General features: G+C 61.1%; 17 protein-coding genes. All 17 read left to right on the top strand.

Going from position 1 to position 16495, the window contains the following annotated elements; translation table 11 throughout:
- The 17 genes from rlmN (at window position 1) to F0M18_RS02760 (ending at window position 16349) form a co-directional block, all read left to right on the top strand.
- Window positions 1–1158, top strand: a complete 1158-nt coding sequence (rlmN, locus tag F0M18_RS02840) for a 23S rRNA (adenine(2503)-C(2))-methyltransferase RlmN (protein WP_149609853.1) — start codon at window positions 1–3, stop codon at window positions 1156–1158.
- A gap of 22 nt (window positions 1159–1180) precedes the next feature.
- Window positions 1181–1945, top strand: a complete 765-nt coding sequence (gene pilW, locus F0M18_RS02835; protein WP_149609852.1) for a type IV pilus biogenesis/stability protein PilW — start codon at window positions 1181–1183, stop codon at window positions 1943–1945.
- 1 nt (window position 1946) lies between these two features.
- Window positions 1947–2435 carry a helix-turn-helix domain-containing protein gene (locus tag F0M18_RS02830; RefSeq protein ID WP_188109562.1) on the top strand — a complete coding sequence of 163 codons (489 nt, stop codon included), beginning with the start codon at window positions 1947–1949 and terminating at the stop codon, window positions 2433–2435.
- Window positions 2425–3555, top strand: coding sequence for a flavodoxin-dependent (E)-4-hydroxy-3-methylbut-2-enyl-diphosphate synthase (ispG, locus tag F0M18_RS02825; protein WP_149609850.1), 1131 nt, complete (start codon window positions 2425–2427; stop codon window positions 3553–3555). The genes F0M18_RS02830 and ispG overlap by 11 nt, the downstream gene beginning before the upstream one ends.
- Before the next feature lie 25 nt (window positions 3556–3580).
- The gene (gene hisS, locus F0M18_RS02820; protein WP_149609849.1) at window positions 3581–4873 is read left to right on the top strand and encodes a histidine--tRNA ligase; all 1293 of its coding nucleotides are present in this window, start codon (window positions 3581–3583) and stop codon (window positions 4871–4873) included.
- 19 nt (window positions 4874–4892) lie between these two features.
- Window positions 4893–5630: a YfgM family protein gene (locus F0M18_RS02815; protein WP_149609848.1), complete on the top strand. Its 738-nt coding sequence runs from the start codon at window positions 4893–4895 to the stop codon at window positions 5628–5630.
- Between the two features lie 3 nt (window positions 5631–5633).
- A complete protein-coding gene (bamB, locus tag F0M18_RS02810) occupies window positions 5634–6806 on the top strand; it encodes an outer membrane protein assembly factor BamB (protein ID WP_149609847.1) in 1173 nt (390 codons plus the stop codon).
- Window positions 6806–8221, top strand: coding sequence for a ribosome biogenesis GTPase Der (der, locus tag F0M18_RS02805; protein WP_149609846.1), 1416 nt, complete (start codon window positions 6806–6808; stop codon window positions 8219–8221). The genes bamB and der overlap by 1 nt, the downstream gene beginning before the upstream one ends.
- Before the next feature lie 164 nt (window positions 8222–8385).
- Window positions 8386–10941: a hypothetical protein gene (locus F0M18_RS02800; RefSeq protein WP_149609845.1), complete on the top strand. Its 2556-nt coding sequence runs from the start codon at window positions 8386–8388 to the stop codon at window positions 10939–10941.
- Window positions 10942–10959: 18 nt separating this feature from the next.
- Entirely contained in the window at window positions 10960–11340 is a 381-nt protein-coding gene (locus tag F0M18_RS02795; RefSeq protein WP_149609844.1) for a group III truncated hemoglobin, read from the top strand.
- A 124-nt stretch (window positions 11341–11464) separates the two neighbouring features.
- Window positions 11465–11662 carry a hypothetical protein gene (locus tag F0M18_RS02790; protein WP_149609843.1) on the top strand — a complete coding sequence of 66 codons (198 nt, stop codon included), beginning with the start codon at window positions 11465–11467 and terminating at the stop codon, window positions 11660–11662.
- Between the two features lie 9 nt (window positions 11663–11671).
- Entirely contained in the window at window positions 11672–11980 is a 309-nt protein-coding gene (locus F0M18_RS02785) for a hypothetical protein (RefSeq protein WP_149609842.1), read from the top strand.
- Window positions 11981–12793, top strand: coding sequence for a GIN domain-containing protein (locus F0M18_RS02780; protein ID WP_149609841.1), 813 nt, complete (start codon window positions 11981–11983; stop codon window positions 12791–12793).
- Between the two features lie 14 nt (window positions 12794–12807).
- Window positions 12808–13182: a GntR family transcriptional regulator gene (locus tag F0M18_RS02775; protein ID WP_149609840.1), complete on the top strand. Its 375-nt coding sequence runs from the start codon at window positions 12808–12810 to the stop codon at window positions 13180–13182.
- Window positions 13179–14036, top strand: a complete 858-nt coding sequence (locus F0M18_RS02770) for an ABC transporter ATP-binding protein (protein WP_149609839.1) — start codon at window positions 13179–13181, stop codon at window positions 14034–14036. Before F0M18_RS02775 ends, F0M18_RS02770 begins: the two co-directional genes overlap by 4 nt.
- A complete protein-coding gene (locus F0M18_RS02765; RefSeq protein WP_149609838.1) occupies window positions 14033–15115 on the top strand; it encodes a hypothetical protein in 1083 nt (360 codons plus the stop codon). Before F0M18_RS02770 ends, F0M18_RS02765 begins: the two co-directional genes overlap by 4 nt.
- Window positions 15105–16349: an Nramp family divalent metal transporter gene (locus tag F0M18_RS02760; RefSeq protein ID WP_188109561.1), complete on the top strand. Its 1245-nt coding sequence runs from the start codon at window positions 15105–15107 to the stop codon at window positions 16347–16349. The genes F0M18_RS02765 and F0M18_RS02760 overlap by 11 nt, the downstream gene beginning before the upstream one ends.
- The last annotated feature ends 146 nt before the right edge of the window (window positions 16350–16495 follow it).

Here is a 16495-nt window from a genome sequence, read left to right as displayed (position 1 = left end):
GTGAGCCGTGTGATTGCCACTTCCGCTGCACTGCCCCAGCAGGAGCCCGCCCGGGTAAACCTGCTGGGCATGCCGCTGGCCGCCATGGAACAGTATTTCCTCGATATCGGGGAAAAGAAGTTCCGTGCGCGGCAACTGCTGAAGTGGATCCATCATCACGGCGTAACCGACTTCGATGCGATGACGAATCTCGGCAAGGGGCTGCGCGAGCGGCTCAGGACTGAAGCCGAGGTTCGCGCTCCTGAAATCGTCAGCCAGCATGATTCCAGTGACGGTACCCGCAAGTGGGCGATCCGCGTCGATGGTGGTGGCCTGGTGGAAACGGTGCTGATACCCGATGGCAATCGCGCCACGCTCTGTGTTTCCTCGCAGGTGGGTTGCAGCCTGGACTGCAGTTTTTGCTCTACCGGCAAGCAGGGCTTCCAGCGCGACCTGTCTGCCGCGGAAATTATCGGCCAGGTCTGGCTGGCGATTAAATCCTACGATGCCTTCCAGTCCGGCAAGGGCCGGGTGGTAACCAACGTGGTAATGATGGGTATGGGTGAGCCCCTGCTCAATTATGACAACGTGGTCGCCGCCATGGACCTGATGATGGAAGACAATGCCTATGGCATATCCAAGCGCCGCGTCACCCTGAGTACTTCCGGTGTGGTGCCTGCGCTCGACGAACTGGCGAAAGTGAGCGAGGTCTCACTGGCGATTTCGCTGCATGCGCCCAACGATGCGTTGCGCAATGAACTGGTGCCGATCAACCGCAAGTACCCGATTGCCAGGCTGCTCGAGAGCGCCCGCAACTACATCGATGCCCAGAAAGACAGCAAGCGCGTGGTCACGGTGGAGTACACCCTGATCGCCGGTGTGAATGACCAGCGTGAACACGCCCTGGAACTGGTGGAACTGTTGCGCGATTTCCCCTGCAAGATCAACCTGATTCCATTCAATACTTTTTCCCAGTCAGACTACCAGCGCCCCAGCGGCAATGCCGTGTCGCGGTTCTGGCAAGTGCTGGTGGATGCAGGATATATTGTTACCGTGCGCACCACCCGGGGTGACGACATTGACGCCGCCTGTGGCCAGCTCGTCGGTCAGGTTGTCGACCGCACCCGGCGCAGTGAACGCTATCGCGAGGCGGCACAGAATAAGGAAAACAACCTGTGAAAGAGGTAAACCAGTGACTGCTATGGGGCAAAAAGTACGCCTGCTGTGGGCCGGTCTGGTAGTGCTGCTACTCGGTGGCTGCATCACCACGACTGACAGTGTGTTTACCGAAAAGGCGGACCCCCAGGTGGCATTGGAACGCCGCGTGGAACTGGCTCGCAAGTACATTGGCGAGGGTAACTGGGATGATGCCAAGCGCAACCTGAAACTCGCATACGAGATCAACCCGGATGAAGCTGAAGTGCATGAAGCCTTTGCCCTCGTCTACCAGAGCACGGGTGAATTTGAGCTCGCCGAGGAAAGCTACAAGGAAGCCATCAGGCTGGACAAGAACTTTTCCCGCGCGCGCAACAACTACGCCGCATTCCTGTACTCACAGCAGCGCTACGCGGAAGCAGCCACGCAACTCGAGTTCGTAGTGCAGGACACCCTGTACAAGGCGCGCCCCCGCGCGTTTGTGAACCTCGGGCTATGCCGCCTGCAGCTGTTTGATTCCCAGGGCGCGGAAGAAGCGTTTCGCCGCGCCCTGACCATGGATCGCACCAACAGTATCGCCCTGCTGGAACTCGCGCAGTTGCGCTACGACGCCGGCGATGCCAAGACGGCCGTGCGCTACTACGACACCTATCGCACCGTGGTCCGGCAGCAGTCTGCCCGCGGCCTGTGGCTGGGAATACGGCTGGCCAGGGAAACCGGTAACCGCGACGCTGAGGGCAGTTATGCCCTGGCCCTGGCGAATCTCTACCCCGATTCTCCGGAATACGAGGCCTACCAGCGGGACAAGTGACGTGAGCGGTGATGCCCCAGCACAGGTCGATGCTTTCATCACGCCCGGCGCGTTGTTGCGTCGTGCGCGCCTGTCAACGAGTTTGACGGAACGTGAAGTAGAGGACCTGCTCAATCTGATGCCCGGGTATGTGGGGATTCTTGAGCGGGACGACTACCAGTCGCTGCGCAGCCCCGCCTTCGCGCGCGGCTATGTGCGCGCCTATGGCCAGCTGATGAAGCTCGATGAGGCTGAATTGCTGCGCGCTTTTGATGAACAGCGCGAGCACTGGGAACAGGAAAAGAAACGTGTGGAAACCCGCCCGTTGCAGTTGCAGCGTACTGGAGCCGGCGTCGTCATCGGCCTGTTGATATTACTGCTGCTGTTTTTCGGGCTGTGGTGGTGGCAGGGCCGCGGAGAGACTGCAGCCACGCTGGACAACGCTGCGGAGAAGGCTGCAGAGAAGGCTGCGATTGCGGCCCCGGTAGAGCAGGTGAGCAATGAAAACTGAGTCCCCGATCAAGCGCCGGGCTTCCCGGCAGATTTTTGTTGGTGATGTCGCGGTTGGCGGTGATGCGCCAATCAGTGTGCAAAGCATGACCAATACCGAGACCTGCGATGTGGAGGCCACGGTCGCCCAGATCACGGCGATAGCCGATGCCGGCGCAGATATCGTGCGGGTTTCCGTGCCCAGCATGGATGCGGCGGAAGCCTTTCGGCAGATCCGCGCCCGGGTCGATGTGCCACTGGTGGCGGATATTCATTTCGATCACAAAATTGCCCTGCAGGTAGCTGAATACGGCGTTGATTGCCTGCGCATCAATCCCGGCAACATCGGCCGCGACGACAAGGTGCGCGAGGTTATTAACAGTGCCCGGGACAAAGGCATCCCCATCCGTATCGGTGTCAATGCCGGTTCGCTGGGGAAGGACCTGCAGCGCAAATACGGGGAGCCCACTGCAGAGGCGCTGGTGGAATCGGCGTTGCGCCACGTGGATATCCTGGACAAGCACAACTATCCCGATTTCAAGGTCAGCGTGAAGGCTTCTGAAGTCTTTATGGCGGTGGATGCGTACCGGCTGCTGGCGAAACAGATCGAGCAGCCCCTGCACCTCGGGATTACCGAAGCCGGTGGCCTGCGCGGGGGCACGGTGAAGTCAGCGGTGGGCCTGGGTATGCTACTGATGGACGGGATTGGCGATACTATCCGTATCTCCCTCGCTGCCGACCCGGTAGAAGAAGTGAAAGTGGGTTTTGAGATACTCAAGAGTCTCAAGCTGCGCAGCAATGGTATCAACTTCATTGCCTGCCCCAGTTGTTCGCGGCAGAACTTTGACGTGGTGGCAACCATGAACACGCTGGAGCAGCGCCTTGAGGACGTGCGCACGCACATGGACGTGGCGGTGATCGGCTGTATCGTCAATGGCCCCGGCGAGGCGCGGGAAGCGGACGTCGGCCTGACCGGCGCCACGCCCAGCAACCTGATCTATGTAGACGGTGAGCCCGACCACAAGATCAGCAACGAAGATTTCATCGATCACCTCGAGCAGGTGATTCGCGACAAGGCTGCGCGACTGGAGCAGCAGCGGGCTGAGGAAGCCGAGAAACTGATCCTCAAGACATCGGCCTGACCTGGCCACGGAAAATGGAGCAAGTGTGAGTAATATCCGAGCAATTCGCGGGATGAACGATCTCCTGCCGGATGAGACGACAATCTGGCAGTCTGTAGAAACGGCTGTGCGCGAGCTCGTCGCCAGCTATGGCTATGCCGAGATCCGTATGCCGATCGTCGAGCATACCGAGCTGTTCAAGCGCTCCATTGGCGAGGTGACGGATATTGTCGAAAAGGAAATGTATACCTTCGACGATCGCAACGGCGAGAGCATGACCCTGCGTCCGGAAGGGACTGCCGGCTGCGTGCGCGCAGCCATCCAGAACGGTCTGCTGACGACGTCCCGCCGGCTCTGGTATGCCGGCCCCATGTTCCGCTATGAGCGCCCACAAAAGGGCCGTCAGCGCCAGTTCCACCAGGTTGGTGTAGAGGCGTTTGGTGTGGCCACGCCCGACATGGACGCAGAGGTCATCCTGCTCAGTGCGCGGCTGTGGCGGCAACTGGGCGTGGCAGACAGCGTCGAACTGCAGCTCAATTCCATCGGCAGCCTGGAAGCCAGGGCTGCTTACCGCGATGCGCTGGTCGCTTACCTGCAGCAACACCACGAGGCGCTGGACGAGGACAGTCAGCGCAGGCTGCAGAGCAACCCGTTGCGCATTCTGGACAGCAAGAACCCCGAGACCCAGGCACTGCTCAATGGTGCGCCTGCGCTGGGCGACTACCTGGATGAGGAGTCACGCTCTGACTACGCGCGCCTGAAGGAATTACTCGATGCGGCGGGCGTTGCCTACACAGAAAACCCGCGCCTGGTGCGCGGGCTCGATTACTACAACAAGACCGTATTCGAATGGGTCACCGACCGTCTCGGCGCCCAGGGCACGGTCTGTGCCGGTGGTCGCTACGACGGGTTGGTGGCGCAACTCGGTGGCAAACCGGTGCCCGCGATTGGCTTTGCCATGGGCATGGAACGGCTGGTACTGCTGCTGGAGGCCTGCGACCGCCTGCCGCTGACCGAGCCGGAGGCGGATATTTACGTGGTCAGCTTCGGAGCCCCCGCCCAGCGCGTGGCCATGGCGGCGTCAGAGCGCTTGCGTGATACCTTTGCTGGCCTCAGAATCGTGCAGCACAACGGCGGCGGCAGTTTCAAGAGCCAGATGAAGAAGGCAGACAAGAGCGGCGCTCGCTTTGCGCTGATCTGGGGCGAGGACGAAGTGGCCGCCGGCACAGTCACCCTCAAGGCACTGCGCAGTGAAGATGAACAACAGCCGGCCCAGCAGTCGGTCGCCAGCGAGGCGCTGGCGGACACCTTGCGGGCACTGCTCGCAACCGGGAATTGAGTGAGAGGATAGGGTAAACGTGGAACAGTATCGCACGGAAGAAGAACAGGTAGAGGCACTGAAAAAGTGGTGGGAAGAAAATGGCCGCTCCACAATCGTTGCCGTCATTGTCGCCCTGGGTCTCGGCTTCGGCTGGCAGGGTTGGCAAAAATACCAGGAAGGCGAGGGCGAGTCCGCGTCCATGAGCTACCAGAATATGGTGCAGATGCTGTCTACCGGCGAGGCCGAGAGTGCGCGCGCGCTCGCCGAGGAAATCAAGCTGGAGTACAGCCGTACCACCTACGCGCAGTTTGCGGCCCTGCACCTGGCGCGGCTGGCAGTCACCGATGGCGACCTGGCTACCGCCGAGGCGGAGTTGCGCTGGGTTCTTGGCCGCGCTGACAAAGGCTCCGATACGATGCAACTTGCGCAACTGCGGCTGGCTCGCGTGCTCGCTGCTGCCGGCGATCCGCAGCAGGCGCTGACCATACTGCAGAGCGCCGACCCGGGCAGTTATGCAGCGGCTTACCAGGTGGCAACGGGCGACGTGCTGCTCATGCTGGAGCGCGACGACGAGGCGCGCGCCGCCTATGACTCAGCCCTGTCGCTGGCATCCCGTGCTGAGGGCCAGGTCAATATGGCGGTACTGCAGCAGAAACTGCAGAGCCTGAGCCAGGTGCCTCCCCGTGAAATCGATATCGCGGCGTCAGCCGGCGAAAGTGAGGCCGCCCCCGAGGCGCCATCCGCTGACGCCGACACCGTGCCGGGAGAGGAGTGAGCTATGCGTCCATTGCAGTGGCTGACAGGCCTGTTGCTGGTGCTCAGTATCACCGGCTGCAGCACGATATCCGGCTGGTTCGAGGTGGACGATGAAGATCCCACTGCACCGGTGGACCTTATTGATATCGAACAGACCGTCAAGATCAAGAAACTGTGGTCCACCGGCGTCGGTGATGGCCAGGGTGATGGCTTATACAAACTGCAGCCGGTGATGGCGGGGGATATCATTTATGCTGCGGGGGCCGATGGCGAGGTAAAAGCCGTTGATCGCCTGCGCGGCAAGACCCTGTGGGACACGGAACTCGAGACCGGTTTGTCCGGCGGCGTGGGCCGCTACGAAGACGCCTTGCTGTTGGGCAGTTCTGACGGCTTCGTACTCAAGGTGTCTGCGGAAGACGGGGAGTTGCTGTGGTCGACCCGTTTGCAGGGAGAGGTGCTGGCGCCGCCGCAGAGCAATGGCCGGGTAGTGGTCGCCCAGACCTATGATGGCAAGCTGCAGGGGCTGGATTTTGAGACCGGTGAAAAGCTATGGACCTACGACAGCGATGTGCCTGTGCTGACCATCCGTGGTACCAGCGCCCCCCTGGTCAACGGCGACACTGTCTATGCCGGCTTTGCCAATGGCCGCGTGATTGCTTTCAATATTGATACCGGCGGTGTGCTGTGGGAAGTGCGGGTTGCCATTTCACAGGGGCGCTCGGAAATCGAGCGCATTGTCGATGTAGATGGCGCCATGGCGCTGATCGGCAATGAACTCTACGCCGCCAGCTACCAGGGCCGCGTGGTGGCGATTGATGTGTCGGCCGGGCGCAAAATCTGGCAGAAGGATGTCTCCTCCTTCTCCGGCGTCTCCCAGGGCTTCGGTAACGTCTATGTAACCGATGACAATGGCACCGTCAGCGCCTACCTGCGCAACGGCCAGGGCCTGCGCTGGCAGCAGGACGCCTTGGGCTACCGGGAATTGTCGCGCCCGACCCCGGTGAGCAGCTATCTCGCCGTGGTCGACTTCGAGGGCTACCTGCACCTGATGTCCCAGGTGGATGGTGAATTCGTGGGTCGCGTGAAAGTCGGTGGTGGTGGCGCCCGCGCCAATATGCTCACCGACGGCAACAAGCTCTATGTATTCACCAATGACGGTGACCTGGTGGCCTACGAGATTACCGCCAGGGACTGATGATACCCGTGATCGCCCTGGTCGGGCGCCCCAATGTCGGTAAATCCACGCTGTTCAACCAGCTCACTCGCAGTCGCGATGCGCTGGTGGCCAACTTTCCGGGGCTGACCCGGGACCGCAAGTACGGCGAGGCGCGCCTGGGCGATCGACCCTTTGTCGTGATCGATACCGGCGGCATCAGTGGCGACGAGCACGGCATTGACAGCGAGATGGCAGAGCAATCGCTGGTGGCCATCGAAGAAGCCGATGCGGTGCTGTTCATGGTCGATGCAAGGGAGGGGCTTAATGCGGCCGACCAGGCCCTGGCCCGCCATCTCCGGCAGAGCAACAAATCCTTCCACCTCGTGGTCAACAAGATAGACGGTCTCGATGCCGATGTGGCGGTAAGCGATTTCTATGCCCTGGGCGTGGAGTCGATGCACGCTATCGCCGCCAGTCACGGTCGCGGCGTGCGCGCCATGATCACCGAAGTCCTGCAGCCCTTCCCCGCGGAAGCAAGCAGCGAAGCGGACGACGCCTTTCCCAACAGCACACGGGTCGCAATTGTCGGGCGTCCCAACGTGGGTAAATCAACGCTGGTAAACCGCTTGCTGGGAGAGGATCGCGTGGTGGTCTATGACCAGCCCGGTACCACGCGCGACAGCATTTATATTGATTTCCAGCGTGGCGAGCGCGACTACACCCTGATCGATACCGCCGGCGTCCGCCGCCGCAAGAACGTCAAGCAGGTGGTGGAGAAGTTTTCCATCGTGAAAACCCTGAAGGCGGTGGATGATGCCCACGTGGTGGTACTGGTGATGGATGCCCACGAGGGCATTGTCGACCAGGACATGCACCTGCTGGGCCATTGTATCGAGGCGGGGCGCGGCCTGGTGCTGGCGGTAAACAAGTGGGACGGGGTCGAGCCGGACCAGCGCGACTGGATCAAGAACGAACTGGGTCGCCGTCTCGCTTTTGCCGATTATGCGGATATCCACTTTATTTCCGCGCTGCATGGCACCGGCGTGGGCCACCTTTACAAGTCTATCGATGCGGCCTTTGAATCAGCGACACGCAAACTCTCTACCAACGCACTGACCCGGATTCTCGAGGGTGCGGTGTTCGATCACTCCCCGCCCATGATCAATGGCCGCCGTATCAAGTTGCGCTACGCGCATGCGGGCGGCCAGAACCCGCCGCTGATCGTGATACATGGCAACCAGACCGGTAAAGTCCCCAACAGCTATGCGCGGTACCTGGAAAAAGTGTATCGCCGGGAATTGAAACTGGTGGGCACCCCGGTGCGCATTGAGTTTCGTACCGCGGAAAACCCCTACGCCGACAAGCGCAACAAACTCACCCAGCGCCAGGTCCAGCGCAAGCGCCGCATGATGGCGCATGTGAAGAAAGCCAAGAACAAGAAGAAGAAAAAGTAAAAAGCTGGCTAACACTATAATAATAGGGTTATTTGGTAATTCGTCAGGATTTTAGATGCTGCGACAAGCCTGACGCGCGGTTATTATGCGTTAGCATAACGAGTACCAAATCCAGGGGCATGATGACGTTTTCTCTTCGAAGCCAGTTGGCTGTTGCTGCAGCCATGCTGATTCTTTGTATTGCAGCGGGCGATGTTTTCGCCGAGGGCAGCCGGTCTCTTTATCCCGCTTCCTATCCTTCAGGTAATCGCGCCGAGGGTGCCCGGGCCGACATGGACCTGCAGGGCTCCCAGTTTTACGTCAATCGCGTGCGCAGGCAGACATTCCTGTATGTCTACGCCCAGGCCGGTGAATACATCCTTCTCGGTTCCAGCAACATAGGCCTCGCCTCCGGTCATGGCGGCGATATCAATGTCTACGATCCGCAGGATTTCGGCTTGCCGGGAAATGAGACTGTGCCCGCGTCTGCCGACTTTACCTGTTCTGGTGGGCGCGCGGACGGAAATCAGGCAGGGCAGTTTTTCGGTCCCGGTATCGGCGAGATTGTGACTCGCGCAGAGGAGTTGGCCGGGCCTAACAGCGCGGACAATTCTGTTCAGGTGGCGAACGGCTACCGGCCCTGCGCCTACCTGGCGCCGGCAACAGGCATCTATGGCGTTCTCTTCACCCCGGGCACTGGCGGTGGGGCGCCCAACGGCAACGTCGGCAGCGTGCCACACAGCAGTGACGCGGTGGCAGCCTGGGAGGTGGCGGTGCGCGAGGCTGCGGACAGCGTGATCGACCAGGATGGCAGACTGTTCACCTATGCCTTCAACGGTTACACGGGGGGCAACAACCGACCGGTCTTCTCCACGCTGTATTACGTCACCGGAGATGGCTATCGCTACCGCCAGGACCTGCAGGGGCTGGACCCCAACGGTTATGCACTCTACGCCAACACCTTCGGTTTCCTCGACGACAACCAGCCGCTGTACAAAACCCTGCGCGGTGACAACTTCAACGTCAGCAACCTGCCCCTCGGTGTGACCGCACAGGCCGCAGAGTACCCGATATTTTTCAGTGACATAAGCCCGGGCAGTGCCGCCGAAGCGGAGGCGGAGCGTGTGCTGGCGGCGCTGAATATTCCATTGGTGCCGCCCTCGCCGCAGATCAGCGATGTCTCCTTCGCCGGTAACCTCGGTGGCGCGGTAGCGTCCCAGGGCGTGGGCGGGGTGTTCTCTTTCGAAACCAGCGATACGGTGAGCTACCAGATTATCATCAGTCGCGATGGCACTGACTTTGATCCGGCCAATCCACAGAATCGCCTGCTCACCGGGATCGCCTATTCCGGAGCGCACCAGGTGGACTGGAACGGGCTGGACAATAGCCTGCAACCATTTCCCGCCAGCCCAACGCCCTACCGTTACCGCGCCTTTGGTCGCAACGGTGAGGTGCATTTCCCCATTATTGACGCCGAGAACAACGGTATTCCCGGCAGTAGTGCCGTGCCGGGAGGTGGACCGGTGATTACCCGGCTCAACGGCGCCAACCCGGGCGACACCACCGTGTTTTTCGATGACCGCGGCTATATCACGCAGTCAGGCCAGACTGTGGGTGTGCTCAACGGTACCCTGTGTGACCCGGCTACGCCCACCTATGATCCGCCGGATGCGGCGAACCCGCCAGTCAGCCTGACCGGCGTGGACTCGAGCCTGATCCCCGGTTACCGGCTCTGGGAAAATGGCGGTAACGCCAACGCCGATTGTGGCCAGGGTGCCGGTTGGGGGGATGCCAAGGCCGTCAACCTGTGGACCTATTTCCTGACCCCCGAGAGTAGTCGGGAACTGGAAATTCGCGCCTTTGCCCTGGATGTGGCGACCTCGGTGGTCATTACCGATACCGCCGAGGCGGGTGGGCTGGTGCAGGGTACTTTCAGCTTCGCCAACGTCGGTACCGGTAGCGCTGACGTCCAGTACACAATGCAATTGAGCCCTGGCCTGGCCGGTGTCAGTTTTTCCAACCTGCCCGGGACTGCTGCCTATGATTCCGCTACCGGCGAGGTCACCTTCAGCGGATTTCCGGCGGCGCTGGCCCCCGGCGCGCTGCTTGATGGCCTGATTTTCAGCTACACAGCGCCGGCTTCTGGCGTGGTTGATGTCAGCACCGGCATCACTACCAGCACGGGCGTGGACGAAGTCCCGGCCAACAACCAGTCGGCCGCGAGCACGGGCGTGGGCAATGTCGATGTCGCCACAGACATAACCGGTATTCCCGCAACCGTGGCGCAGGGCGAGACGGTCACCGGCTCGGTACTGTTTTCCAACCGGGGGACCAGTGACGCCCCGGGCGTCACCTACAGCCTGCGTATCGGTGACGGTGGCAATCGCCCTGATGCGGTGCTGTTCACCAGCCTGCCCAATGGGGTCAGCGCGTCCTACGACAGCAGCGATGGCGTAGTCAGCCTCAGCGGCTTGCCCGGGGCATTGCAAATCGGCCAGGTGCTCTCGCTGAGCTTCAGTTTCGAGGCAGCTAACGCGGGCGAGGTCATCGTGCTGTCCGATGTCGCCACCACCGGTCTGGACGCGGTACCCGACAACAACAGCGCACAGCGCAACACACGGGTCGAACTGCGCGCAGGCGTCGCACACGGGGTGGCCACGTTCGGCCCCGGCGTGGTGCCGGTCCTGGCCCTGGCGCTGCTGTTGCTGGCTCGCCGCGGCCTGCAGCGCTGCCAGCAATAGGCTAAGCTGCAAGGCGCCATGCAAGATCTCTGCTGTGACCTCGACACCCGCGAGCATATCGAGACTTTTATCGACCGCTTCTACGCCCGGGTGCTCGAGGACCCCCAACTGGCCCCCATCTTTCTCGATGTGGCGCAAATAGACCTTGATGTGCACCTGCCACACATCAAGGATTACTGGTGCAAGTTGCTGCTTGGAGAGCAGGGCTACCGTCGCCATACCATGAATATCCACCGTGCCCTGCATGCGCAGCGCGCCCTGGAACGGGCTGATTTCGAGCGCTGGCTGACCCTTTTCCACGACACGCTGGACCGGCACTATGCTGGCCCATACACGGAAAAGGCACACCGTATTGCGGCGGCGATCGCGGAAAATATGCAGAAAACGCTGCCGTCCTGATTGCTAGAAAACCACTTAACTATCTGAAATAAAACAGGAAATATTTTTTCTGTGATTTGTACTTGCCGTTTCCCGGTTTAGTGTTATAGTTATGCATAACACCATATCAATGAGAGTGCATAACATGAGCATCAAGCCGAGACGAAATGTGTTGATACACAGTGATGAAAGGGTGCTGGTTTACGCCGGTCTGTTCTTCATCTGCGCGGTACTCGCAGCGCTCGGTGTGGGCGCCCTGGCTTTCTGGTGCTTCCTGCCTGCAGCTGTGTTGATGGAATGCCTGTCGGCGGTCGCACCACAGCAGCAGAGCAGGCGGTTATAGGAGGTGGGTATGATGGCGCGATTGGGCCTGGCAATGCTGATCAGCCTGCTCGCCTCGGTATTTGCCGGCGGTGCGCTCGCTGCTGCAGACATGTCGCCGACAAAGGCCCACTATTGTCTGGACACGGCGCCGGTGCACAGCGAGGATACGCCATCGTCGGCTTCCCCGGGTGGGGTGTCCCTGCGCGGCCTGCTGGCGACGGCGGGCATCGGCCTGCTGAGCCTGTTGTTTCTGCTGCCCATCGCGTGGCTGTGTGAACAACTGATGCAACGCGGCAGGCCCGCGGGCAAATCCATACAAACTGCGAGGGTCGGGTGAATGATGTGGCGAATCACGACAATGATGCTGCTGGCAGCCTGGAGTGTGTTGGCAAGGGCTGAGACGCTTCGGGTTTCTGATCTGGATGTGTCGAAAGTGCAGGTGCTCGGCAGCATAGAGGTAGAGATCAGCCAGGGCGACCAGAACCTGCTGCTGGTGAGGGCGGATCCGGAGCTGTTGTCGATGCGGCCTTTCTATGCCCAGGGCGACACCCTGGTGCTGGGCGCCTCCCGCGAGCATCCCGCGGAGGATTTCTCCAGCGTGAAGTACAAACTGACCCTGGTAGAGCTCGCTGACCTGCGCCTCAGCGGCAGTGGCGATGTATTCGTGCGGCCTTTCCAGGTAAGGGACTTCAGGGTCACGGTCGAGGGCTCAGGTGATGTCAAAATATTCTCCCTGGTCGCGGATACCGCGCGGCTCAACGTTGCCGGTTCCGGTGATATCCAGCTGGCAGAACTGACCGCTGACGCTGTTGGCGCAATGGTTTCCGGTTCCGGTGACATCGACATCGGCGACATCACCACCGAGGACGTAAAGGCCACTATCAGCGGTTCAGGTGATGTCGCGGTCAAGCGCTCGCACAGACCGGTGAAGACCGCGGAACTGAATGTGGTGGGTAATGGAGAAATCGATTTCGCTGCCATGGCGATCGCTGCCGCAGAGATCAACATCATCGGCTCCGGCGATGCCCGTGTAGGGGACGTCGAGCAACTGCAAGCCAATATCATTGGCAGTGGCGACACCTACTACGCAGGCGACCCGCAAGTTGACAGTTTTGTGTTGGGCTCTGGCGACCTCAATCGCCAGCGCTGAACGGGAGAGCAATCTTGACCGTCGAGTGGAACGACAAACAGCCCATCTATCGCCAGCTGCGTGACATGGTGGCTGAGCGCATCATGGACGGCAGTTTCCCCGAGGGTGAGGCGGTCCCCTCGGTGCGCCAGGTTGCGGCGGACTACCAGATCAATCACCTCACTGTCGGCAAGGCCTACCAGGAGCTGGTGGATGCCGAGTTGCTGGAGAAGCGCAGGGGCCTGGGCATGTTCGTCAAGTCCGGCGCGCGCGCTGCGCTGACCCGGGATGAAAAGCAACAGTTTGTGGAGCAGGAATTACCGGCTTTCCTTGAGCGGGCCGCGGTGCTGGGCATGACGGCGCGGGAACTTGCGGACCTGCTGCTGGAGAAAGGGGGAGAGGACGAATGAGCAATCTTGTGGAAGTCAGGGGGCTGTCGCGCAGCTTCGGTGACCTGCGGGCTGTCGACAATATCGACTTCACCGTGCCATCCGGCTGCGTGCTGGGCCTGATCGGCCCCAATGGCGCCGGTAAAACCACGTTGTTGCGCTCCCTGCTGGGGCTGAGTGCCTACCAGGGCGAAGTGCAGGTTTTGGGCAAGGACCCGCGGTCACAGCGGGCGCAGTTGATGGAAGAAGTCTGTTTTATTGCTGATACCGCCGTGCTGCCGCGCTGGATGAAGGTATCTGAAGTGCTGGACTACGCCGCCGGGGTGCACCCGCGTTTTTCCCGCGATCGCGCCGAGGCCTTGCTGCGTGATACTGAGGTGCAGCTGTCACGTCGTATTCGCGACCTGTCAAAAGGCATGATGGTGCAGGTGCACCTGGCCCTGGTCATGGCGATTGACGCGCGCCTGCTGGTGCTGGACGAGCCCACACTCGGCCTGGACATCCTGTTCCGCAAGCGTTTCTACGAGCAACTCATTGGCGATTATTTTGACCAGGAACGGACTATTATCATCTCCACCCACCAGGTGGACGAGGTGCAGCACATACTGACCGACGTGATGTTCCTGAACCACGGAAAGCGCGTGCTGGCTTGCTCCATGGAACAGATCGAGGCGCAGTTTGTGCAGCTCAATGCCGTAGGTGAAAACGCGGTGAAGGCTGAAGGTATCCCGCACCTGGGAGCGCACAGCATACTGGGCGGCAAGGCCATTATTTATGAGGGCATCGACAGGGCGTCGCTGGCGCCACTGGGTGAACTGCGCACGCCATCCGTTGCTGACCTGTTCGTGGCTATGATGGGGGGGGATCAATCATGACCGCTATGCGCACACAGCGATGGCTGGCGATGGTGCAAAAGGAATTGCGGGAGTACCGGCTGTCACTGCTGTGGACGCCAGTCATAATCGCCCTGGTGCTGACAGTGCTGATGTTGCTCAGCGTACTCCTGGCCAACCGTATTTCCGCCATGGGCGATGCCTTCTTCGAAGTAGTGATGACCGGAGAAATGGAGATCAGCCCCGTGATCACTATCGACCTGGATAGCGAAGACGCTGACGGGGTCATCCTGCCCGACACTGCGGCGCCCGCGGCGAGCGACGGCACCGGCGGGCTGGTGGTCGAGCGGCTTGAGGAGCCGCTACCTGATGAGGAATGGAATTTTTCCCGCGAGTGGCGGTTCGAGCCGCGCGGCAAAGACAGGCCCGAGTATGAAATCGAGCAGATCGGCAGCCTGAATCCTGCGCTTAACGTGATGCACGGCTTTATGCTGATCGTGCTGATTTTCATTAGCGCCCATTACCTGCTGGGCTCCCTGTTCACCGACCGCAAGGATCGCTCCATCCTGTTCTGGAGATCCATGCCGGTGTCGGAATGGGAAGAGGTGTTGGTGCGACTGGGTGTTGCCCTGGTCGTCGCACCGGCGATTTACATCGCGGTGTCGTTGCTACTGCAGATGGCATTCGTGCTGCTGGCGATGTTGCTGATGTGGCGTATGGATATGGACCCTTTCGTTACCGTGCTCGGCAATATTCGCTATGCAGACCTGCTGCTGCACCTGTTGGGTGGGTGGCTGATGACAGCGTTATGGCTGGCCCCGGCTTATGCCTGGCTGATGCTGGCCTCTGCGTGGGCCCGGCGCTCCCCGTTTATGCTGGCGGTGGTGCCGCTGGTTGGACTGGTCGTGGTGGAGCGGATACTGTTCGGCACCGGTTTTGTCCCCGGCGCTATCATGAATCATGCACCGGATTTCGTCGGTGGCAGGGTGGAGTCGGGTTTCTCCCTGAATCCCGCCTACTGGCAGCAGTTTGACCTGTTCAGCCTGCTGTGCGGGCTGGTATTCGCGGCGGGTGCCGTGGTTGCCTGTGTTTACCTGCGGCGCTATCGCTTTGAACTCTGACCCGGCAGCCAGCGCGACATCGCGGCGTGGCCTGTTCGGGCCCGGTCTGCTGGTGGCGGCGGCCTTTATCGGTCCCGGGACTGTCACCACTGCGAGTATAGCCGGCGCCAGTTTCGGCTATGCGCTGCTGTGGGCGCTGCTGTTTTCCGTGCTGGCCACGATGGTGTTGCAGGAAATGTGTGTGCGCCTGGGTCTGGTCACCCGCAAGGGCCTTGCCGAGGCCATGCGCGAGGCATTTGCCGGGCACTGGTATGGACCGGCAGCGGCGCTGCTGGTGGTGGCCGCCATTGGCTTTGGTAATGCCGCCTATGAGGCGGGCAACATTACCGGCGCATCGATCGGCCTGCAGGCGATAACCGGGATCAATGCATCGATCTGGTCGCTGTTCGTGGGCCTTGTTGCCGCCGCCCTGCTGGCGAGCGGGCGTTACCGGGTGATTGAACGTGCCCTGGTCGCCATGGTCCTGGTCATGAGCGCTGTTTTCCTGTTCACCTTCCTGATGGTGCGCCCGTCGCTGGATGTGTTGCTGTCCGGCCTGCTGCGGCCGACGCTCCCCGAGGGCTCGTTGCTGACCGCCATCGCCCTGGTCGGCACCACGGTAGTGCCCTACAACCTGTTCCTGCATGCCAGCGCCGTGCGCGAGAAATGGCCCGCCGGAGACCAGGTGGAGCAATCGCTGCGGTCGGCGCGGCTGGACAGTGGCCTGTCCATCGGGCTCGGTGGCTTTATCACGCTGGCCATTATGAGTACCTCGGCGGCCGCATTTTTCGCCACCGGGGGCGAGGTATCCGCCGCGACCATTGCGCAGCAACTGGAGCCGGTATTGGGGCCCGCCGCTCGCTACCTGTTTGCCCTGGGGCTGTTCGCTGCCGGCCTATCCAGCGCCGTGGCCGCGCCGCTGGCCGCGGCGTGGGCGGTATGCGGGACGATGGGCTGGGAGCAAGACGTTTCCGCGCGCCGCTTCCGCCTGGTCTGGCTGCTGGTGCTGGCAGCCGGCACCATTGTCGCCGTGATCGGCGCGCGTCCACTCACTGCTATCCTGTTCGCCCAGGCCGCCAACGGTTTCCTGTTGCCCATATGCGCTATTTTCCTGCTCCTGGTGATGAACCGCTCCGATCGGCTGGGAACATTCCGCAACGGCCTGCTGAGCAATGTGCTCGGCGGTGCGGTAGTGCTGGTGACGCTGGGTCTGGGAGGACTCAAGTTACTGCAGGTGTTCGGCGTCGCCGGCTGATTGCGCTCTGCCCGGGGCGAGTGCCTGGTCCGGCGTCGAGCCCGGGTTGCGTTCAGGTGGTCACCAGGCTGCTCTGTCGTCTGGATTTTGCCTTTGCGCATGCCGCCTGGACTTGCATAATCCAGTTTTCGGTGTTGAACAGGGCC

Origin of the sequence: Pseudohalioglobus sediminis, assembly GCF_008370495.1 — a bacterium.
In the GTDB taxonomy this organism is placed as follows: Bacteria; Pseudomonadota; Gammaproteobacteria; order Pseudomonadales; family Halieaceae; genus Halioglobus.
The sequence above is the reverse complement of the archived record's forward strand: the minus strand, read 5'-3'. Positions and strand labels throughout refer to the sequence as shown.